We start from the raw sequence: 19774 nt of genomic DNA, 5'->3' as shown, positions 1-19774 counted from the left end.
CGTCCCTCCCAGGTGATCGGCCCGCCTTGCCACCCCCTGACGGGTGGCACCGGTCACCTGGCCGAACGATCCCGGTGGTGCCCGCCCTCCCCCATGAGGCGCGCGCCGCCGGGGTCCGCCGGGCCCGCCGGTACCCCGGGCGGGCAGCCGACAGGAAGGATGCAGCCCTCGTGGCCGCGCACCGGAAAGCAGCTCACCGCAAGCCCAAGCAGCGCCTGTTCACCGGCTCTGCTGCCCGCTCAGCCGCCGCCCTGGCACTCGCCGGGGCGGCCACCGCGACCGCCGCGACCGGTTCCGCCCAGGCGGAGCCCCCGCTCACCGCGGCCCAGGTCAAGACCAAGGTGGACCAGCTCTACCGGGACGCCGAGGTCGCCACCGAGCAGTACAACGGGGCCAAGGAGAAGGCCGCCGACGCCGCCCGTTCCGTGGACGCGCTGCGCGACGAGGCCGCCCGCCGCACCGGCCTCCTCAACGAGTCCCGGCACGCCCTGGGTTCGCTCGCCACCGCCCAGTACCGCTCGGGAGGACTGGACCCCGCGCTCCAGCTGCTGCTCACCTCCGACCCCGACGAGTACCTGGAGCGCGCCTCCTACGTGGAGAAGGCGGGCGACATCCAGGCCGGGACCATCAGCGGCATCCGGCGCCAGGTCATCGGGATCGACCAGGTCCGGGCCCGCGCCGAGGACGAGTCGGCGGTGCTCGCCGCCCGCGAGAGCGAACTCGCGCGGCACAAGAAGAAGATCACCACCAGCCTCACCGACGCCCGGCGGCTGCTGCACACCCTCACCGCCGCCGAACGCGCCCGCTACGAGGCCGAGAACGGTACCGGCGGTACGAGCAACACCGGCAGCACCGACGGCACGACCGGAACCGGCACCGGCGCCCCCTCGGGGGTCCCCACCGCGCCGAACTCCCGCGCCGCCGCGGCCGTCGCCTTCGCGTACGGGGCGCTCGGCAAGCCGTACGTCTGGGGGGCGACCGGCCCGTCCGCGTACGACTGCTCCGGCCTCACCCAGGCCGCCTGGCGGGCGGCGGGCGTCTCACTGCCGCGCACCACCTACACCCAGATCAACGCCGGGCAGCGGGTCTCCCGCGCCCAGCTCGCCCCCGGTGACCTGGTGTTCTTCTACTCCGGGATCAGCCATGTCGGCCTCTACGTCGGCGACGGCAAGATGATCCACGCACCGCACCCGGGCGCGCCGATCCGGATCGCCCCGATCGACGAGATGCCGTTCGCGGGGGCGACCCGGGTGGCGTGACGGGCCACCGGCCACGACGCCCGCCGCCGTGACGGGCCCGACCGGACCGTTGACCCGACCGGACCGTGACGGGCCCGGCCGGACCGTGACGGCCGTCAGACCAGGCGGCGCGCCGTCGCCCAGCGGGTCAGCTCGTGGCGGTTGGAGAGCTGGAGCTTGCGGAGCACCGCGGAGACGTGCGACTCCACCGTCTTCACCGAGATGAAGAGCTGCTTCGCGATCTCCTTGTACGCGTAGCCCCGGGCGATCAGCCGCAGCACCTCGCGCTCGCGCTGGGTGAGCCGGTCCAGGTCCTCGTCGACCGGCGGGGCGTCCGTGGAGGCGAAGGCGTCGAGCACGAAACCGGCCAGGCGGGGCGAGAAGACCGCGTCGCCCTCCTGGACCCGGAAGACGGAGCCGACCAGGTCGTCGCCGGTGATCGTCTTGGTGACGTAGCCGCGGGCGCCGCCCCGGATGACCCCGATGACGTCCTCGGCCGCGTCCGAGACGGAGAGCGCGAGGAAGCGGACCGGGTTCTCGGCGGCCGACATCAGCGGGGCGCAGCGGCGCAGCACCTCGACGCCGCCGCCGCCGGGGAGGTGGACGTCGAGGAGGACGACCTCGGGGCGGGTCGCCGTGATGACGGTGACGGCCTGGTCGACGTCGGCGGCCTCGCCGACGACCTCGACCCCGGTCTCCTCGGTGCGGCCGATCTCGGCCTGGACGCCGGTGCGGAACATCCGGTGGTCGTCGACGAGGACGACCCGTACCCGGCGCTCCGGTCCCTGGGTCGTCGCTTCGGTGTTCTCGGTCATTCGCCCGCCCTCTCCATCTCCAGCTCGACTTCCGTGCCGCCGCCGGGCACCGACCGGAGCCGGGCCGTACCGCCGTTGCGCCGCATCCGGCCGACGATCGATTCTCGTACGCCCATGCGGTCCTCGGGGACCGCGTCCAGGTCGAACCCGGGCCCCCGGTCGCGTACGGAGATGAAGACCGTCCGGCCCTCGACCTCCGCGTAGACCTGGACCGCGCCGCCCTCGCCACCGTACTTGGCGGCGTTCACCATCGCCTCGCGCGCGGCCTGGAGCTGGGCGGTGATCTTCTCGTCCAGCGGGCAGTCGCCGACCACGACGACCTCCAGGGGGACGCCGTGCTTGTCCTCGACCTCGGCGGCGGCGCGCTTCACGGCCTCGGCGAGGGTGGCGGGCTCGTCGTCGGCGTCCTTGCCGGTGCCGCCGGGGTCGTACAGCCAGTTCCGCAGTTCGCGTTCCTGGGCGCGGGCCAGTCTGCGGACCTCTCCGGCGTCCTCGGCGTTGCGCTGGATCAGGGTGAGGGTGTGCAGGACCGAGTCGTGGACGTGGGCGGCGACCTCGGCGCGCTCCTGGGCGCGGATGCGCATCAGGCGTTCCTCGGAGAGGTCCTGGGTCATGCGGACGAGGTAGGGGCCGGCGAGCAGTGCGATGCCGGTGAGCACCGCGATGGCGGCGGTGAGGACGTTCCCGAGCTGGGCGGCCGAGCCGCGCACCACCAGGAACGCGGCGAGCCCGAGGCCGACGAGCGCGACCCCGGCGAGACCGCGGGCCAGGTGCAGCATGCTCCGGCGGCGGCCCACCTCCATCCACTGGGCGCGGCGGGCGTTGTCGGCCTGACGCCAGACCAGCACGGACCCGGCCCCGATGAGGAGGATGGGCCAGATGTAGCGGTCGGCGCCGCCGCCCATGTTCACGTTGGCGAGGAAGATCAGGGCGCCGACGAACAGCCCGACGAGCGCGAAGACCTGTCCCCGGTCGGGCTTGCGGAGCCGCCGGCTGCCGTCCGGGGCGGTGAGGAAGAGGGAGCGCGGGGCCTCGACGCCGCCGACCCCGAGGGGCACCACGATCCAGAACACCGCGTACAGCAACGCGCCGAGGCCGTCCGCCAGGAAGAGGCCGAGGAAGACGAGCCGCACCCAGGCGACCGGCAGCCCGAGATGTCCGGCGAGGCCGCGTGCGACGCCGCCCAGCATGCGCCCCTCGGCGCTGCGGTACAGCTTGCGCGCCGGTGGCTCCTCCGGGTCGGTGGCCGGAGCACCGGCGGCTCGGGTCGTGGCGGTTGGCATGGTCCGATCGTCACACGTCCGGGTGGGCCGGGGCATCAGGGACGGCCCCTACTCCCATATCAGGGAACGACCAGGGTCGCCGTGGGTCCCGCGGGGGCCCCGGGGCCGTCACCATGGAGCCATGACCGCTTCCCCGTCCGCCGCACCGCCCGGCGAGGCGCCCCCCGGCGCACCGAAACCGCAGCTGAGGCGGAGCCCCCGGCAGAAGGTGGTGGCGGGGGTGTGCGGCGGCCTCGGCCGGTACTTCGACGTCGACCCGGTCATCTTCCGGGTGGTCCTCGGGGTGCTCGCCGTCGCGGGCGGCATCGGGCTGATCCTCTACGGCTTCGCGTGGCTGCTGGTTCCGGTGGAGGGCGAGGAGGAGAACGAGTTCCGCGGGCTGCTCTCCGGCCGGGTGGAGGGGCCGCCGCTGGTGGCGCTGCTCTTCGCGCTGGTGGGCTGCGGGCTCTTCCTCTCGATGATCAACAACGGCGGGGTCCTGGCCTTCGCCGCGATGCTGGTGCTGGCCGTCGCCGGGTTCGCGGTGTGGACGCGGCACGGCCGGCCCGCCGGCACGGACGAGGAGCCGGACCGGGCGGCCGGGGACTCCGTACCGCCCGCTTCGCGCGCCACTCCCCCGCCGCCGCCCTCCGGACGGGGCTCGGTGCCGCCGGAGGTCCAGGCGCCCCCGTCACCGGCCGGGCCCTCGTGGTGGCGGGACCCGATCGTCAAGGACGGCACGACGGGTCCGGTGGGCGAGGGCTATCTGTGGGGCCCCGCGGACGCGGTTCCCGGCGGGCCGGGCGGTTCGCACCGGGCGGACGCGGCGGGCGGGGCGCGCAGGGTGCGCTGGGTGGCCGGAAGGCAGCGGACGGACGTGCCGCCGAGCGCCGACGGGCTGCCGCCGGTCGCCACCGATCCGCGGGAGAAGACGCACGGGCCGCACTCGATCGGGGGCCTGGTGCGGTTCCTGGCGATCGTCGCGGGGGTGGCCGCCGCCTGGCCCGGCTGGGGCACGCACCCGCTCGGCGAGAGCCTCCAGATCGGGACGGTGGCGGCGCTCGCGGTCCTCGGGCTGGGGCTGCTGGTCGCCTCGTTCTTCGGCCGGACCGGCTTCGGCACGCTGGTGTTCGCGCTGCTCGTCACGGGGGTGCTCGCGGCGTCGACCGTGCTGCCGAGGGACATCGGGACGACGTGGGCGCGGGCCGAGTGGCGTCCCGTCACCGCCGCCCAGCTGCGGCCCTCCTACGACATCGGGGCCGGTACCGCCCGGCTCGACCTGTCCGGGCTGCCGGTCCCGCCGGGGGCCGCCCTCTCCACCCGGGTGGAGGCGGGGGCCGGGCGCGTGGTGGTGGTCGTCCCGCAGGACGCGACGGTCCGGGTGCGGGCGGAGGTCGGGCTCGGCGACGTGACCCTGCCCGGCGACCCGGCCGGTCAGGACGTCGACATCGCCCCGGACCGGCGGACCACCCGCACGCTGGCGCCCCCGGAGGGCGCGGACCCGGCCGGCACGATCGAGCTGCGCCTGGAAGTCGGACTCGGACAGGTGGAGGTCACCCGTGCTGCTTCATGAGTTCCGGCCGGGCCGCGCGCTGGCCGGCCTGACCCTGCTGGCCCTGTCGGCCGGGTACGCGGCCGACTGGGCCGGGGCCTGGCAGGCACCGTGGGTGTTCTTCGTCGCGGTGCTGGGCGGCGGGCTCTTCCTCGCCGCCGTGGCCGCCTGGATCGCCTACAGGCTCCGGCGGCGGCGCGGCGGCAGGAGCGTGCCCAGTGAGAAGGGCCCCGATCCGGCGAGCAGCAGCGGCAGCCAGGCCATGAGGTAGACGAGGTCGTTGCCGTAGTAGTACGGGGTCGCCTGCCAGCTCACGGTGAGCCAGAGGCTCAGCGAGATCAGCGCGCCGCCGAGCGCGGCGAGGCGGCCCCAGAGCCCGAACAGGGTGCCGATGCCGACGGCGAGTTCGCCGAGCGCGATGGCGTACCCGAAGCCGACCGGGCTGTGCAGCGCCAGGTCGACGAGCCAGGGGGCCCCGGCGGAGTCGCGGACCCCGCGCATCTGGTCGCCGATCGAACCGGCCCCGCTCGACGACAGGAACGCGCTGTCCGTCAGCTTGTCGAGCCCCGCGTAGATGAAGGTGACACCGAGGAAGACCCGCAGCGGCAGCAGCGCGTACGTGCGCGCCTGCTCCCTCAGCCCCCTCGGTTCGCCGGGAACGCGTCCGTAACCGTTGCTTCCGTGCCCCTGCATGAACTGCCCCACCTTTCCGTTGCCCCGTCAACAGACCTTACGTAAGAACATGCGTACGTGGGAGCGCGCGGGTGCGCGGAGCCGCGACGGGCCCGCACGGGCGTACGCCGGAGCGGCCTGTCACGGCCCTGCACCTCTTCCGTCCCGGCGGGCGATACGGGTGGCGGCGCAGGCGGATCCTCGCGGACGATGCCCGCATGACGGATACGCCCAACTCTCCCGGTCTCGCGGCCCGTTCCGAGAACCCCGACGCCCACGCGGACACGGACCTCCGCGGGGACACGAACGCACCCGAGGGAACGGACCGCCCGGCCCGCCGCACGCTCGTCACCCTTCTCGTGGTGACCGCCGTGCTCCTGCTCCCCCTGCTCCTCGGCTTCTGGTACACCGCCGAAGAGGCGATCCGGAACAAGAGCATCAGCGACTGGCAGGGCAACCACGAGACGAAGCTCGCGCTGCAGCGCACCGCACTGGTGCTCTTCGGGGTACCGGTCCTCTGCGCCGCGTGCGGGTGGATCGTCGCCGCGCTCCGCGACCGGCCCGCCGCCGTCCCCGTCGCGCGCGCCCTGCTGACCGGTGCCGTGCTTCTCTGGCTGATCCTCGCCGGTTCCGTCTACACGACGTTCATGGCGGCGCCGGAGTTCTGAGCCGTACCGGTGGAGTGGTCCCGTCCTCGAAGGAGTCCAGGGAGAGGTCGATGGGCCGCCGGCCGGGATCCAGCGGCTCGTCGGCCGTCGGCGGCTTCACGTACGTGCGGAGGCGTTCATCCGCCACGCCGAGCCGCTGGTAGTGCATCAACTGGTCTCCGTGGCCCGAAGACCTGACGGCGCTCTACTGGTGGCGCCCCACCTTCTGGCGGCTCGGTGAACCGCCGTCGGAGCACCCCGGCACCCCGGGCCTCCGACCGCTCGGGCCTCCGGCCGCCCCGGGCGTCAGTCCGTCACGTCGATCCGGCAGCTGTTGGTCTCCACCCCGGCGGCGGTCACCACCTGGACGTCCACCGAGCCGGGTTCGACCTCCACCGGGACGGGCACGGTGAGGACGGTGTCGGTCGGGTTGGCGAAGCCGCCGGGGACCGGGATCAGCGGGACGTGGACGTGGACCGTCCCTATCCGCACGACGAGCCGGGCCAGCCCGGCCGGGCCGCCCGCGCCGGGCGGTACGAATCCGGCGCCCCGGATCTCGATGTCGTCGCCGGTACGGATCGGGGCGTCCAGGTCACCGGCCTCCCGGGCCCGGACGACCGACAGGACCACCGGCCGGCCGCCCTCCGCGTACTTCCCCGCGAAGTAGGTCGCCGCCGAGACCGCCACCAGCAGCGCGAGCCCCCACGGCAGGTCCGGGAGCTGCTCGGGGCGGCGGGCGAGGCGGACCGCCGCGAAGAGCACCGCGACGCCGCTCACCAGCACGTACTGCACGTCCGTGAAGCTGCCGCGGCCGGAGTCGTCGGTCAGCAGGTCCGCGGCGCGCGGCCGGTCGGCCCGGATCTTCTGGAGCCGCTGCGCCAGGACCCGTACGGAGACGACCCGGCGGACCACGACGGCGACGGCGCAGACCAGCGCCAGCACCGTCAGCACCCCCGCCGAACGCATCAGGTCCAGCCCCTCGATGAGCGCGTCGCGCTGCTCGTGGTCGGAGGCCCCGGCGAGCTGGAGGGAGAGCACCAGGACGGCGAAGACGGCGAGCAGCACCCAGGCGGCGGCGACGGTCCGCGAGGTGGAGAGGCGGTTGTCCTCGCCGATGAGCGGGGCGAGGAGCCCGCCGCGCGCCCGGTGGTAGGAGGCGCCGGCGGCCAGCAGCGCGGCGGTGACGAGCCCGGCGATCAGCCCGGCGGTACGGGCGGTGGACCAGCCCGGCCCGATCGCGGTGGCGGTCTCGCCGAGGACGAGGGCGACGAGCGCGACCGCGATGACGGCGAGGGTGCGCAGCCGTACCTCGTGGAGCCAGGCGTCACCGGCTTCGCGGCTGCGGTCGGCGACCGCGCGGGCCGCGCCGGTCAGCTCGTCGGAGACCCACTGCCGGGAGGCGGAGGGCGACTGCGCCACGCCGGGGGGCAGCCCCTTCCCGGCGGCGAACTCGTCCCGTTTGGCGAGGAAGGCCGCGACCGCGCGCCGGTGTCCTTCGCGTGCTCCGTGCGGGCAGTCGCCGCACGTACAGCCCCCGCCGTGCGCCCTGCTTGCCCTCGCCTCGTCCAACGCCACGACCCGTGCCGCCCTTTCCCTCCCCGGTGGAACCAACTGGCCCACGATGTCCATGAATTGTGCCGTACCGGACGCCTTCGGGCCGCATCGGGCAGGTCCGGGCGACGGCGCCCGCGCCGAGGAGGTCCGGACACGGCGATGCCGCCGCTCCCACGGGGGAAGCGGCGGCATCGTCAGGGGGCTTCGGGGAGGACTACTCCCACTCGATCGTCCCCGGCGGCTTGCTCGTCACGTCGAGGACGACGCGGTTGACGTCGGCGACCTCGTTGGTGATGCGGGTGGAGATCTTCGCCAGCGTCTCGTACGGCAGGCGCGACCAGTCGGCCGTCATGGCGTCCTCGGAGGACACCGGGCGCAGCACGATCGGGTGACCGTAGGTGCGGCCGTCGCCCTGGACGCCGACCGAGCGGACGTCGGCGAGGAGGACCACCGGGCACTGCCAGATCTCGCGGTCGAGACCGGCCGCCGTCAGCTCCTCGCGGGCGATGGCGTCGGCCTCGCGCAGCAGGTCGAGGCGCTCCTTGGTGACCTCACCGACGATGCGGATGCCCAGGCCGGGGCCGGGGAACGGCTGGCGCTGGACGATCTCCTCCGGCAGGCCGAGCTCCTGGCCGACCATCCGGACCTCGTCCTTGAACAGCTGGCGCAGCGGCTCGACGAGCTCGAACTCGATGTCGTCGGGGAGGCCGCCGACGTTGTGGTGCGACTTGATGTTGGCGGTGCCGGTGCCGCCGCCGGACTCGACGACGTCCGGGTAGAGGGTGCCCTGCACGAGGAAGGCGACCTGCTCGCCGTCGGCCGCGCCCTCGGCGATGATCTCGGCCTGGGCCTGCTCGAAGACGCGGATGAACTCGCGGCCGATGATCTTCCGCTTCTGCTCCGGGTCGGAGACTCCGGCGAGCGCGTCGAGGAAGCGCTTCTCGGCGTCGACGACCTTCAGCTGGACGCCGGTGGCGGCCACGAAGTCCTTCTCGACCTGCTCGGTCTCGCCCTTGCGCATCAGGCCGTGGTCGACGTAGACGCAGGTCAGCTGGGAGCCGATGGCCTTCTGCACGAGGGCCGCGGCGACCGCGGAGTCCACGCCGCCGGAGAGGCCGCAGATGGCGCGCTTGGTGCCGACCTGCTCGCGGATGAGCGCGACCTGCTCCTCGACGACGTTGGTGGTCGTCCAGGTCGGCTCGATGCCCGCGCCGCGGTAGAGGAAGTGCTCCAGGATCTGCTGCCCGTGGGTCGAGTGCATGACCTCGGGGTGGTACTGGACGCCGTAGAGCTTCTTCTCGTCGTTCTCGAAGGCGGCGACCGGGACGACGTCGGTGGACGCGGTCACGGTGAAGCCCTCGGGGGCGGCGGAGCAGGCGTCGCCGTGCGACATCCAGACGGACTGCTCGTCGGGGGTGCCCTCGAAGAGGGTGGAGCCCGACTTGGTGACGGTGAGCGGGGTACGGCCGTACTCGCGGGCACCGTTGTCGTCGACGGTGCCGCCGAGCGTGGTGGCCATCAGCTGGAAGCCGTAGCACATGCCGAAGACCGGGACCCCGGCCTCGAACAGCGAGCGGTCGAGGGAGGGCGCGCCTTCCGCGTACACCGAGGACGGGCCGCCGGACAGGATGATCGCGCGCGGGTTCTTCGCCAGCATCTCGGCCACCGGCATGGTGGACGGGACGATCTCGCTGTAGACCCGGGCCTCACGGACGCGGCGGGCGATGAGCTGGGCGTACTGCGCGCCGAAGTCGACGACGAGAACCACGTCGGTGGTCATGTCGGGGGCGGCGGGGGGTGCTGCTGGCACGAGGCGGCCTTCCGGCGGTGAGGGGTGTCGGTCCTTCAATGTTACCGGCCGCGGCGAAGCGGCCTTCCGCTCCGCGTTCCCGCGGCCGTTCCACGATCCGGACCCCCGTCGGGTGCCGGGCCGGAGTGGGTCCATACTGGCTGCCATGCGTCAGTACACGACCTCCGTCTTTACCTATGGCATCCGGCCCGCCGGGTGTCATGGTCGTGCTGCTTGAGCAACTGACGAGCGACCTTCCAGACGCCCCGGGCCGACAGGCCCGGGGCGTCTTGGCGTTCGGGGCCGTCGGGCCGGGGCCCGTGACCCGATCGGGAGTTGGACCATGAGCATCATCACGAACACCACCGCGCACACGGCCGCCACCAAAACCGCGCGGCCCTCGAAGACCGCCACCGAGGCGACCGGTGCGCACACCGAGGAGGCCGCCGCGCTGATCGGCGGCGCCCGGGAGCGGATCGACGCGCTGGACGACCGGATCATCGGCCTGGTCCAGGAGCGGATGGCGGTGTCGGCGGTCATCCAGGAGGCGAGGATCACGTCCGGGGGCCGCCGGGTGAACCTCGCCCGCGAGATGGAGGTGCTCAGCCACTTCCGGGACGCTCTCGGGAAGCCCGGCACCCCGCTCGCGATGACTCTGCTGGAGCTCTGTCGCGGTCAGGTGTGAGCCCGGCGCACCCGGGCGTACGGGCGGTGGGCGGGACGTACGGGGCGTACGGCGGCGCACCTCTGCGCGCAGGGCTGTACGGCCGCACCCCCGTTCGGCCCCGGTCTCACCCGTACGGAGCGTGACCGGCCCGGACCGGCCTTCGTTGTTCGGGGTGTCCGCGCCGGCCAGGGGCGGCACCGGCAGGAGAAAGCGCGTGGCTCCGCCTGGACGTGTGACGTATCTCAGGTGCGTCGTGGGACCGCGTCCCGGCGTATGTGACCGGTCCGCAGGGGACAGCAGCCCGGTCACCCGTGTGGGGGCCGGCTCCGGGGACGCCCGGGGCCGGCCCCCACTGGGTTGTGTGCGGGGGTGGCCCCGGCCGTCGGTTCTTCCGCGGGGACGGCAGCCCCGTACTTCGGCGGCGGGGGCCCGGTGTGCGCGGCCGGCGGGCCCTCACGCCTCCGGCGGCAGCTTCGGCGGTACGGCCGGGATGCCAAGGAACGGCAGCTTCAGCGCGCCGAACGCCTCCTGGGGCACCGCCGGGGCGGCCGGCTTCACCGGTGACAGCCGCTGGTACGCCTCGCCCGGGGCCGGTCGCGGGTCGGGCTCGCCCTTGTTGGGCCAGAACGCCATGGCGCGCTCGGCCTGCGCGGTGATCGTCAGCGACGGGTTGACGCCGAGGTTGGCGGAGACCGCCGAGCCGTCGACGACCGAGATGCCGGGGTGGCCGTGGAGCCGGTGGTAGGGGTCGATGACGCCCTCCGCCGCGCTCGCCCCGATCGGGCAGCCGCCGAGGAAGTGCGCGGTGAGCGGGGTGCCCATCAGCTCGCCGATGTTGGAACCGGCGAAGCCGTTGATCTCCTCGGCGAGCAGCGAGGCGCTCCGCGTCGCCTCGGCGATCTGCGTCGGGTTCGGGGCACCGTGGCCCTGCCGGGCGGTGAGCAGGCCCTTGCCGATGCCGCTGGGCTTGCGGTAGGCGGTCAGCGAGTTGTCGAGCGACTGCATGACGAGCCCGATGATGGTCCGCTCGGACCACTTCCGGTTGGAGAGCGAGCGGGCCGCGACGGTGGGGTGCCTGACCACGCTGGTCAGCCAGGCGAGCACCCGCCGCTTCGCGTACGGCACCTGGAGGATGGTGAGGCCGCCCATGGCGTTGGAGCCCTTGCCGTAGCGGACCGGTTCGATGTGGGTGTCGGCGTCCGGGTGGATCGAGGAGGTGATGGCGACGCCCTTGGTGAAGTCGGGCTTCGTGCCGTGCTTGCGGAGGTAGCGGCGGTCGCTGGTCTGCGCGCCGACCAGCCCCTCGGAGTTGGTGCGGGTCAGCTCGCCGAGCCGGTCCGAGAGCCGCGGCAGCCGCCCCTCGTCCTTCATCCGGTGCAGCAGGGTCTGGGTTCCGTACGTGCCCGCCGCGACGATCACGTGGCGGGCCCGGAGCGTGCGGGGCGCGGCCTTGCGGCGGCGGTCGGTGGGGACGGTCTCGACCCGGTGGCCGCCCGCCGGGTCCTCGGTGACGGCGAGCACGGTGGTCATGGGGTGGATGACGGCGCCGGCCTTCTCGGCGAGGTGGAGGTAGTTCTCGGTGAGGGTGTTCTTCGCCCCGTGGCGGCAGCCGGTCATGCACTCGCCGCACTCGGTGCAGGCCTTGCGGGCGGGCCCCGCGCCGCCGAAGTACGGGTCGGCGACCGTGCCGCCGGGCTCCGCCTTCGCCGTGCCGTCGGCGTCCCGGCCGTCGCCGAAGAACACCCCGACGGGTGCCAGGTGGAAGGTGTCGCCGACGCCCATCGCCTCGGCGGTCGCCTTGAGGTGCACGTCGGAGGGGGTGGTGGTCGGGTTGAGCCGGACCCCGAGCATCCGGGTGGCCTGGTCGTAGTAGGGCCGCAGCTCGTCCTGCCAGTCGGTGATGGCGGCCCACTGGCGGTCCTCGAAGAACGCGGCGGGCGGGACGTACAGCGTGTTCGCGTAGTTCAGTGAGCCGCCGCCGACCCCGGCTCCGGCCAGCACCATGACCTTGCCGAGCAGGTGCACCCGCTGGATGCCGTAGAGGCCGAGCGCGGGGGCCCAGAGGTAGTTCTTCAGGTCCCAGGAGTTCTTGGGCAGCGTCCCCGGGGTGAAGCGGCGGCCCGCCTCCAGGACGCCGACCCGGTAACCCTTCTCGGTCAGCCGGAGCGCGGAGACCGCACCGCCGAACCCCGAGCCGACGACGAGGACGTCGTAGTCGAAGGCGGCACCGGAAGCAGTCGCGGAAGCCGCACCGACGGCGGTCCCGGAAGCCGTGCCGGAAGCCGTGCCGGAAGCGGTCCCGGAAGCGACGTCGGAGGCGGCACCGGACGCGGCGCCGGAGGCGTTGTCGGCCTGGTTGCGGGCAGGGCTGTCCTCGGGCATGGCTCTCCTCGTCGCGAACCTCGGGTGGGACCTTCTGATCTGCCGGTGCTGCGGACCGTGCCGGACGGGTCAGCGCAGCCGGAACGCCTTCATCGCCTTGAGGCTGCGGCTCATGAACGCCGCGTACTTCTCGTCGTCCATCCCGAAGGAGGGGGCGAGCGGGATCAGCCGCTGCTGGGCGACGGTCTGCGCCTCGGTGTACTTGAGGATGCCCTCGGAGCCGTGCCGGCGGCCGAGCCCGGAGTCCTTCATGCCGCCCATCGGGGACCGCACGCTGCCGTAGGCGGAGGCGTACCCCTCGTTGATGTTGACGGTGCCGGTGCGCAGCCGGGCGGCGACCCGGTGGCCGCGGCGGGCGTCCGTGGTCCAGACGCTCGCGTTGAGGCCGTACGGGGTGGCGTTGGCGAGGGCGATCGCCTCGTCCTCGTCGGTGAAGCGGTAGACCGCGACGACCGGGCCGAAGGTCTCCTGGGTGCAGACCTCCATGGGCGCCTCGACGCCTTCGAGGATGGTCGGCTCGTAGAAGAGCGGGCCGATGTCGGGGCGGGCGGTGCCGCCCGCGACGAGTGTCGCGCCCTTCGCGACGGCCTCGTCGACGTGCCGGACGACGGCCTCCAGCTGGCGTTCCCCGGCGAGCGAGCCCATGTCGGCGCCGTACGCGAGGGAGCCGCCGAGCCGCATCCCCTTGGTGCGGGCGGCGAAACGGGCCACGAAGTCGTCGGCGACGGACTCGTGGACGTAGAGCCGCTCGATGGAGATGCAGAGCTGGCCGGCGGAGGAGAAGCAGGCCCGGACGGCTCCGGCGGCGGCCTTCTCCACGTCGGCGTCGGCGAGCACCAGCATGGCGTTCTTGCCGCCGAGCTCCAGCGAGACGCCGACGAGCCGGGCCGCCGCGCCCTGGGCGACCTCGCGGCCGGTGCGGGTGGAGCCGGTGAAGGAGACGTAGTCCGCGCGCTGGACGACCTCGGGGCCGACGACCGGGCCCTCGCCGAGGACGACCTGGAAGACCTCGGCGGGAAGTCCGGCCTCGATCAGCAGGTCACGGGCCCAGAGCGCGGTGAGCGCGGTCTCGGTGTCGGGCTTCATCACGACGGCGTTGCCGGCGACGAAGGCGGGCAGCGCGTCGCCGACGGAGAGTTCCAGCGGGTAGTTCCACGGGGCGATCTGGCCGACGACCCCGCGCGGCTGGCGCAGCTCGGTGACCTTGGTGAGGGTCGGTACGACTCCGGTGTGCCGCTTCGGGCGCAGGTACGCGGGGGCCTTGCGCCCGTAGTGGCGGGAGGCGATGGCGACCGCCAGCACCTCCTCGTGGGCGTGCAGCCGGGCCTTGCCGGTCTCCAGCTGGATGAGGTCGAGGACCTCGGCCTGGCGCTGGAGGACGAGGTCGTGGAAGCGGAGCAGCACGGCGGCCCGGGCGCGTACGGGGGTGGCGGCCCAGGCGGGCTGGGCGGCGCGGGCCCGCTCGAAGGCGGTCGCCACGTCCTCGGGGGTGGATTCCGGCAGGTCGGCCAGCTTCTCGCCGGTGAGGGGGGTGTGGTTGGCGGTGCGTCCGGAGCCGACGACCCCGCGGACCAGCCGGGCGACGAGGTCGGGGGTGACCACGTCGGCCGCCGTGCGTACGCCCGCGGGGGCCGCCGCCACCGGGTTGGTGCCCGGGGCGGCCGTCGCCGCCCGCGCGTCGGGGGCCTGCGGGTCCGCCGCCTCGGGGGTTGCCGCCGCGGCGTCCGGTGCCTGGGGGTCCGCTGCCGTCGAGTCCGCTGCCTGCGAGTCCGTCATGAGGGCGAGAGTAAGTCCACGGGGCGACTTTGGGTACCCGCGGGTAACACCCTTTTCACACTCCCCACACTCAGCCAGTGATCACTGGCGACATAACCGCTGATCAGGGCGGTTCCCGTGCCGGTCGGGGCTGTTCCCGGTGCGGCAGCGGGACTTTCGTGACACCCCGCAGGGCTCCGCCCCGCACCGGGCCGGGTTCACTCCGTCCGGGCGGGTGGGCGCCAGCTCCGGAGCATGGCGTCGAACAGCTCGCGGGTGTTCTCCCAGTCGTCCACCGGGGCGGTCAGATAGAGCGCGTACTCCGGGCCGCCGGTGCCGGCGAAGTACATCTGGTCGATTCCGCGCCGCTCCCCCGGATGGTCCTTCGTCTCCGTCCAGGTGAACTCCCAGAGCGAGCCGGAGTGGTCGCGGAAGGTGTTCTCCTCCAGCGAGATGCGCGAGTAGCCCGGGAGCCGCTCCATGAGGTTCTCCTCCATGGACTGCATGTGGGCGTACGCGGTGTCGAAGTCGGGCGCGTCGTCGACGCTGATACGGAGCCGGTGCCCGCCCTCGTCCGGGGTGTAGTCGATCTGGGTGCCCTCCGTCCGGCGCTCCCACCCCTCCGGTACGGCGAGGCTGAAGCCGGCCGGGTCCTCCACCCGCTTCCAGCCGGCCGGTATCGAGGAGTCGGCCGACCCGGCGGTCGGCGAGGCGGCGGAGTCGGCGGGTCCGGTGGTGGCGCCCGCCTCCGAGGCGCCGCCCGCGCCACCGGCCGAGGGCTCCGAGGTGGCGGTGGGCCGCTGCGCGGTGGCCGTGGGCGAGGGGCGCCCGCCCTCGTCGTCCGAGCCGCCGCCCGCGTAGTGCATCGCGCCCAGTCCGGCCCCGGTGCCGAGCACCGCCGCGACCACCACGGCCACCACGGTGTTGCGCCGCCGGGACCCGGACTTCGCCCCCGGAGGCGTGGGCGTCGCGGCGGTGGTGCGGCCGGGCGGTGTTCCGTACGGGAACCCGACCGGAGGGGTGGGGGCGCCGTACCCGGACACGGCGGAACCCTGCCCGGCCCGGGTGCCGTACCCCGGCGGGGCGGAAGCCGGTCCGGGCGTCGTGGCCGCCGTCCGGGCGACGGTCGGCCCGGTGGGCCCGGTCGTACCCGCCCGGTCCCCCGGCGCCTCCTGCCCGTACGGCGGAGCGGCCTGCTCGCTCCGGGTCTCGCCCGCGTAGTGGCGCGTGTCCACGTGCACCTGCGCGGTGCGCGGTTCGCGGCCGGTCAGCACGGAGCGCAGCATCCGCTCGGTCTCGGCCGCCGAGGGCCGGCCCGCCGGGTCCTTGCACAGCAGGGCGGCGATCACCGGGCCGAGGGTGCCGGCCGCCGGGGGGATCGACGGTTCGTCCGTGACGACCGCCTGCATGGTCGCGATGGGCGAGGAACGCCGGAACGGCGAACGGCCGTCGATCGCCGCGTAGAGCGTGGCGCCGAGCGACCAGAGGTCGGACGCGGGGCCGGGGTCCTGGCCCTGCACCCGCTCGGGCGCCAAGTAGTCGATGGAGCCGATGAGTTCACCGGTCCGGGTGATGGTCGAGTCGCCCTCGATGGCGGCGATGCCGAAATCGGTGAGGAGGATCTGTCCGTCGCGGGCGAGCAGCACGTTGCCCGGCTTGACGTCCCGGTGCAGCACCCCTGCCGCGTGCGCGGCCCGCAGCGCGCCGAGGACGCCGAGCCCGATGCGGGCCGCCTCGTGCGGGGTGACCTCGCCGTTCTCCTTCGCGGAGTCGGCGAGCGACGGACCGTCGACGTACTGCATGACGATCCACGGGCGGTCGTCGTGGTCGAGCACGTCATGGACGGTGACGACACCGGGGTGGCTGATACGGGCCGCCGCCCGCGCCTCCTTGCGGGTACGGGCGTGCAGCACGACCCGGTCCGCCTCCGCGACGTACAGTCCGGCGGTCAGCTCCTTGACGGCGACCGTGCGGTGGAGCACCTCGTCCTCGGCCCGCCACACCTTGCCCATGCCGCCCCGGCCCAGCACGTCCACCAGCCGGTACCGGCCCGCGAGGACCAGTCCGGGCGCCGTTCCGGCGGCCTTTTCGGTGCGCCTGCCGCTGTTCGATGAGTGATCCACGTGTCGTCCCCGCCCCGTTGCTCGGGTGCCAGATTACGGAGGGGCCCGGAGACGGGGAACCTCGCACCACCCATGAGACCGCACTGTGATGACCCCGGACGGCGACGTACCGGAACATTCCGGACCGTCAGGACGTCACCTTGTACGAGGAGATGACCTGCTGGTAGATGCTGGAGACCTGGTCGCGCTCGTTGACCGGGCCGATGACCTGGATGATGTGGTAGCGGCCGTCGACGACCATCGCGAGGTTGCGGACGTACACCTCACGGCCGTTGACGTCCTGCCAGGTGTACTGCCCTTCGGCCATGGACTGCCGGCCGACGTCGACCCGGCGCAGCCCGGTCGCGGTGGACCAGGAGGAGTCGCGGAACGGCTGCAGCTCGGGCTCCTTGTCGCGCTGGTAGGCCAGCGGATCGGAGCCGTTGGCCTGCACAGTGTCCCGGCCCGGCACGATCAGCAGGCTGAACCCGTCGCTGCCGTAACGGATCTGACGGTCCGCGTTGGCGGGGCTGCGCTGCCAGCCCTTCAACACGCCCACCTCGAACCCTTCCGGGTCCGTACGGAGCGTGTACCCCGGCGGGAGCGCCACGGCGGACCGGCTCGTCTGCGGGTCCTGCGTCCCGGGCTCCGTCGAGGGCTTGCCGGAGGCGGACGGGGAGGGCTTCTCGGCGGGCGGCTCGGAACCGGCGGGTGCGGCGGAGCCGGAGGCCGCCGGGGTGGTGGCCGCGCCCGTACGCGTACCGGCGTCTTTCTTCGGCATGAACATCAGGGCGTAGACCACCGCGCCGGCCAGCGCCAGCAGGACGAGCAGCAGAAGCAGCCGGCCGAGGCGGCGCGGCGGCCGGCCGCCGTTGTCCCGCAGCACTTTGGGCTCGCGCGGGCCCCGGGGCGGCCTGCGCTCCTGCGTGGCCCGGGGCTCGTACGCGTACGGCTGCGCGGGCTCCTGGTACTCCCGCTCGTCGGCCTCCGGGTAGGGGCGCAGCCCCAGGGCCTCAAGGCCCACGGTCTCCTGGCCGTCCCGGCCGGCCGGGACGCCTCCGGTGCCCTGGCGGTGCCGGCCCTGCGTGGCGGAGCGGAACCGGCGGCGTCTGCGGACGAGCTCGCCCTTGCGGCGGACGATGGGCAGCTTGGTGGCGTCGTCGGCGGGGAGCGGCACGACGTCCGTACCGGCCTCCGGCTCCGGGGCGGACCGGATCAGCGAGCGCAGCCAGCCGCGCAGCTCCTCGAAGTCGGGCCGCTCGGCGGGGTCCTGGCGCAGCAGGGACTCCACGACGGGCCGCAGCGGACCGCACTCCTCCGCGAAGGCGGGCGGCTCCCCGCACACCATCTGGACGAGCTCGGCGGCGTTCTCCTCCGGGTAGGGGGCGTGCCCCTGGACCGCGCGGTAGAGCAGCGCGCCCAGCGCCCAGAGGTCGGTGGCGGGGCCGATGGGCGGGGCGAGCTGCCAGTTCTCGTGGACCGGCCCGGCCTGTTCGGGCGCCCACCGCTCGGTGACGGCCCCGACGACGGCGATACGGGCCTGCCGGGCGCGTTCGGCGGCGAGCGGCGTGGCGGGGCCCCGGTAGGCGGGCCCCTGGTCGCCGGAGGCCACGACGGCGTCCCAGCCGGCGCCGGGCACCCGGTCGACGGCCGCGCCGGAACGGGCGGCGGGCAGCATCTCCCGGCGGGAGTCGGCCCGCAGGGCCTCGGCGCCGGAGCCCCCGGCGGGCACGGGGCGGCCGGAGTGGCCGTCCTCCCAGGAACCGGCGAGGTGGACGCGGCGGCCGGGCGCGGCCGGACCCGGGTCCTCCGGGTCGTCGTCCTCCTCGTCGTCCTCCTCGTCGTAGAGGTCGGGGTAGAGATCGGCGGAGGAGCGGCCCCAGCCGCTGGGCAGCGGCGGCAGCGCCCCGGCCGCGGGACGCGGCGGCGGCAGCAGCCCCGGCCCGTCCGAGGCCTCGGACGGGCGCTGTTCCTCCGCCCGGCGCTGTTCTCCGGCGAGGCGCTGTTCGTCCGCGCGCTGTTCCGCCTCGGCCCGGCGCTGCTCCTCCGCGAGGCGCTGCTGCTCGGCGCGCTGCTGCTCCTCGGTGACGCGGGCGGAGGCCGCGAGGGCGCCCGCGCGGTAGGCGGCTATCGCTCCGGCCCGGGCGGCCCGCAGCTGGGCGGCGCTCGCCGCGCCGGGGTCGGCGGGCGGCGGGACCGCGCCCGGGGGCGCCTCCTGGACCGGCGGGCGGTGCTGAGGGACGGCGGGGAGGGCAGGGGCCGCCGGAGCGGCCGGGAGCGGCGCCGGAAGGGCGTCCCGGTCGGAGTGCCCGGAGTACGGCTCCCGGTCCGCGTACGGGTCCCGGGGCTCGCCCCACGGGGTGTGCGGCGGGGCGGGGACGGGGGGCAGGGCCGGGGGGAGCGCGGCGGGCAGCTCGGGGGCGTACCCGGTGTGCCGCTCGTCGTAGCCGTCGCCGTCGTAGCCGTCGCTGTCGTCGTCGGGCCCGCTCCCGTGCTCGTACGCGTGCTCCTGCTCGTACTCCTGCGCGGGGTCGCTCTCCGGCTCGTGGAGCCGGGGCGGGGCGTCCGGTTCGTCCAGGTCGGGGCGGGGCACGGTGACGTACCCGCAGAGCGCCTCCTCGGCGGCGCCCGCCGCGAGGCCGGTCAGCATGACCCGGCCGTCGTCGCAGACCAGCACGGTGCGCACGGTGATGTTGCGGTGGGTCCAGCCGTGCGCGTGCAGCACCCGCAGGGCGGTGAGCACGTCGGAGCCGATCTCGGCGGCGCGGTAGGGGTTGAGGGGACGCTCGGCCAGGAGCGCGGCGAGCGGGCGGGCGGGGACCAGTTCGCTGACGATCCAGAGCGAGCCCGCCTCGGCGAACACGTCGAAGACCTGGTCGAGACGCGGGTGGTCCGGGACCTGGGCGGCGGCCTGCGCGGCCTCTATCGCCCGGCGCACCGCCGGGTCCGAGGAGCGGCGGACCGCCCGGCCGGTGGTCCGGCGCACGGGCGACGGCCGGCCGTCGCCGTCGAGCACCTCGGCGTCGACGACTTCGGGGAGCGGCACCTGCCGGACCAGGACCTCCTGGCCGCTGTAGGTGTCGAAGGCGCGCGTCTCGACCAGCTCGTAGGCGTCGGACGGCGGCAGCGGAAGGCGGTAGCGGTCGGCAAGCACCCGACCCGCGTAGTCGTCCACGACGCCTCCCCAGAGCGCACGGTCCCCCGGTCACGAGATCCGGACGGGCCGTCACATCACGGACTTTGCCGTACATATGACGCGCCATCACGGCTGCGAACGGTTCTCGGCCTCTTACGATACGTGGCGGGACGCGGCGGCGTGTCCGGGTCGCGCCAACCCGG

The 19774-nt window shown here is 74.3% G+C and carries 15 protein-coding genes; 5 read left to right on the top strand and 10 right to left on the bottom strand.

Annotated elements, in window-relative coordinates; genetic code table 11:
* The first annotated feature begins 170 nt into the window (after positions 1 to 170).
* Positions 171 to 1259 (top strand): NlpC/P60 family protein, encoded by a 1089-nt coding sequence (locus ACFWEE_RS03690; RefSeq protein ID WP_386886034.1) that lies wholly within the window; start codon positions 171 to 173, stop codon positions 1257 to 1259.
* A 95-nt stretch (positions 1260 to 1354) separates the two neighbouring features.
* Here the strand turns inward: ACFWEE_RS03690 and ACFWEE_RS03685 are convergent, their stop codons facing one another.
* Positions 1355 to 2053 carry a LuxR C-terminal-related transcriptional regulator gene (locus ACFWEE_RS03685; RefSeq protein ID WP_386886033.1) on the bottom strand — a complete coding sequence of 233 codons (699 nt, stop codon included), beginning with the start codon at positions 2051 to 2053 and terminating at the stop codon, positions 1355 to 1357.
* Positions 2050 to 3336: a PspC domain-containing protein gene (locus ACFWEE_RS03680; protein WP_386886031.1), complete on the bottom strand. Its 1287-nt coding sequence runs from the start codon at positions 3334 to 3336 to the stop codon at positions 2050 to 2052. The genes ACFWEE_RS03685 and ACFWEE_RS03680 overlap by 4 nt, the downstream gene beginning before the upstream one ends.
* Before the next feature lie 121 nt (positions 3337 to 3457).
* Between ACFWEE_RS03680 and ACFWEE_RS03675 the strand changes: the two genes are divergently transcribed.
* Positions 3458 to 4888: a PspC domain-containing protein gene (locus tag ACFWEE_RS03675; RefSeq protein WP_386886030.1), complete on the top strand. Its 1431-nt coding sequence runs from the start codon at positions 3458 to 3460 to the stop codon at positions 4886 to 4888.
* The gene (locus ACFWEE_RS03670; protein WP_386886028.1) at positions 4875 to 5138 is read left to right on the top strand and encodes a hypothetical protein; all 264 of its coding nucleotides are present in this window, start codon (positions 4875 to 4877) and stop codon (positions 5136 to 5138) included. The genes ACFWEE_RS03675 and ACFWEE_RS03670 overlap by 14 nt, the downstream gene beginning before the upstream one ends.
* Here ACFWEE_RS03670 and ACFWEE_RS03665 read toward each other — a convergent pair.
* A complete protein-coding gene (locus ACFWEE_RS03665; protein ID WP_386886026.1) occupies positions 5045 to 5560 on the bottom strand; it encodes a DoxX family protein in 516 nt (171 codons plus the stop codon). The two genes, ACFWEE_RS03670 and ACFWEE_RS03665, sit on opposite strands and share 94 nt — an antisense overlap.
* 197 nt (positions 5561 to 5757) lie before the next feature.
* On the opposite strand from ACFWEE_RS03665, the gene ACFWEE_RS03660 reads away from it, so the two are divergent.
* Entirely contained in the window at positions 5758 to 6207 is a 450-nt protein-coding gene (locus tag ACFWEE_RS03660) for a hypothetical protein (protein ID WP_386886024.1), read from the top strand.
* On the opposite strand, the gene ACFWEE_RS03655 is transcribed toward ACFWEE_RS03660, so the two are convergent.
* The 3 genes from ACFWEE_RS03655 to guaA form a co-directional block, all read right to left on the bottom strand.
* Positions 6185 to 6355 (bottom strand): hypothetical protein, encoded by a 171-nt coding sequence (locus ACFWEE_RS03655; RefSeq protein ID WP_386886023.1) that lies wholly within the window; start codon positions 6353 to 6355, stop codon positions 6185 to 6187. The genes ACFWEE_RS03660 and ACFWEE_RS03655 overlap by 23 nt on opposite strands.
* Before the next feature lie 137 nt (positions 6356 to 6492).
* Complete coding sequence (locus ACFWEE_RS03650) at positions 6493 to 7761, bottom strand: hypothetical protein (RefSeq protein WP_386886157.1); 1269 nt, start codon at positions 7759 to 7761, stop codon at positions 6493 to 6495.
* A 193-nt stretch (positions 7762 to 7954) separates the two neighbouring features.
* Positions 7955 to 9550 carry a glutamine-hydrolyzing GMP synthase gene (gene guaA / locus ACFWEE_RS03645; RefSeq protein ID WP_386886021.1) on the bottom strand — a complete coding sequence of 532 codons (1596 nt, stop codon included), beginning with the start codon at positions 9548 to 9550 and terminating at the stop codon, positions 7955 to 7957.
* Positions 9551 to 9872: 322 nt separating this feature from the next.
* Here guaA and ACFWEE_RS03640 point away from each other — a divergent pair, with 322 nt between their 5' ends.
* The gene (locus tag ACFWEE_RS03640) at positions 9873 to 10214 is read left to right on the top strand and encodes a chorismate mutase (RefSeq protein WP_386886019.1); all 342 of its coding nucleotides are present in this window, start codon (positions 9873 to 9875) and stop codon (positions 10212 to 10214) included.
* Between the two features lie 435 nt (positions 10215 to 10649).
* On the opposite strand, the gene ACFWEE_RS03635 is transcribed toward ACFWEE_RS03640, so the two are convergent.
* The 4 genes from ACFWEE_RS03635 to ACFWEE_RS03620 form a co-directional block, all read right to left on the bottom strand.
* Positions 10650 to 12578 carry a GMC oxidoreductase gene (locus ACFWEE_RS03635; RefSeq protein ID WP_386886018.1) on the bottom strand — a complete coding sequence of 643 codons (1929 nt, stop codon included), beginning with the start codon at positions 12576 to 12578 and terminating at the stop codon, positions 10650 to 10652.
* A 69-nt stretch (positions 12579 to 12647) separates the two neighbouring features.
* Positions 12648 to 14354, bottom strand: a complete 1707-nt coding sequence (locus ACFWEE_RS03630) for a succinic semialdehyde dehydrogenase (RefSeq protein WP_386886016.1) — start codon at positions 14352 to 14354, stop codon at positions 12648 to 12650.
* Between the two features lie 197 nt (positions 14355 to 14551).
* The gene (locus ACFWEE_RS03625) at positions 14552 to 16345 is read right to left on the bottom strand and encodes a protein kinase (RefSeq protein ID WP_386886156.1); all 1794 of its coding nucleotides are present in this window, start codon (positions 16343 to 16345) and stop codon (positions 14552 to 14554) included.
* Positions 16346 to 16583: 238 nt separating this feature from the next.
* A complete protein-coding gene (locus ACFWEE_RS03620; RefSeq protein ID WP_386886015.1) occupies positions 16584 to 19610 on the bottom strand; it encodes a protein kinase in 3027 nt (1008 codons plus the stop codon).
* Between the last annotated feature and the right edge of the window lie 164 nt (positions 19611 to 19774).

It is taken from the genome of Streptomyces sp. NPDC060184 (genome assembly GCF_042728795.1).
Lineage (GTDB): Bacteria > Actinomycetota > Actinomycetes > Streptomycetales > Streptomycetaceae > Streptomyces.
The sequence above is the reverse complement of the archived record's forward strand: the minus strand, read 5'-3'. Positions and strand labels throughout refer to the sequence as shown.

Excerpts from the sequence above, each read along its gene's own strand:
- ACFWEE_RS03635 (WP_386886018.1), bottom strand. The coding sequence starts at position 12,578 with ATGCCCGAGGACAGCCCTGCCCGCAACCAGGCCGACAACGCCTCCGGC.
- ACFWEE_RS03640 (WP_386886019.1), top strand. The coding sequence starts at position 9,873 with ATGAGCATCATCACGAACACCACCGCGCACACGGCCGCCACCAAAACC.
- ACFWEE_RS03665 (WP_386886026.1), bottom strand. The coding sequence starts at position 5,560 with ATGCAGGGGCACGGAAGCAACGGTTACGGACGCGTTCCCGGCGAACCG.
- ACFWEE_RS03675 (WP_386886030.1), top strand. The coding sequence starts at position 3,458 with ATGACCGCTTCCCCGTCCGCCGCACCGCCCGGCGAGGCGCCCCCCGGC.
- ACFWEE_RS03660 (WP_386886024.1), top strand. The coding sequence starts at position 5,758 with ATGACGGATACGCCCAACTCTCCCGGTCTCGCGGCCCGTTCCGAGAAC.
- ACFWEE_RS03680 (WP_386886031.1), bottom strand. The coding sequence starts at position 3,336 with ATGCCAACCGCCACGACCCGAGCCGCCGGTGCTCCGGCCACCGACCCG.
- ACFWEE_RS03685 (WP_386886033.1), bottom strand. The coding sequence starts at position 2,053 with ATGACCGAGAACACCGAAGCGACGACCCAGGGACCGGAGCGCCGGGTA.
- ACFWEE_RS03655 (WP_386886023.1), bottom strand. The coding sequence starts at position 6,355 with ATGCACTACCAGCGGCTCGGCGTGGCGGATGAACGCCTCCGCACGTAC.
- ACFWEE_RS03625 (WP_386886156.1), bottom strand. The coding sequence starts at position 16,345 with ATGGGCAAGGTGTGGCGGGCCGAGGACGAGGTGCTCCACCGCACGGTC.
- ACFWEE_RS03630 (WP_386886016.1), bottom strand. The coding sequence starts at position 14,354 with ATGACGGACTCGCAGGCAGCGGACTCGACGGCAGCGGACCCCCAGGCA.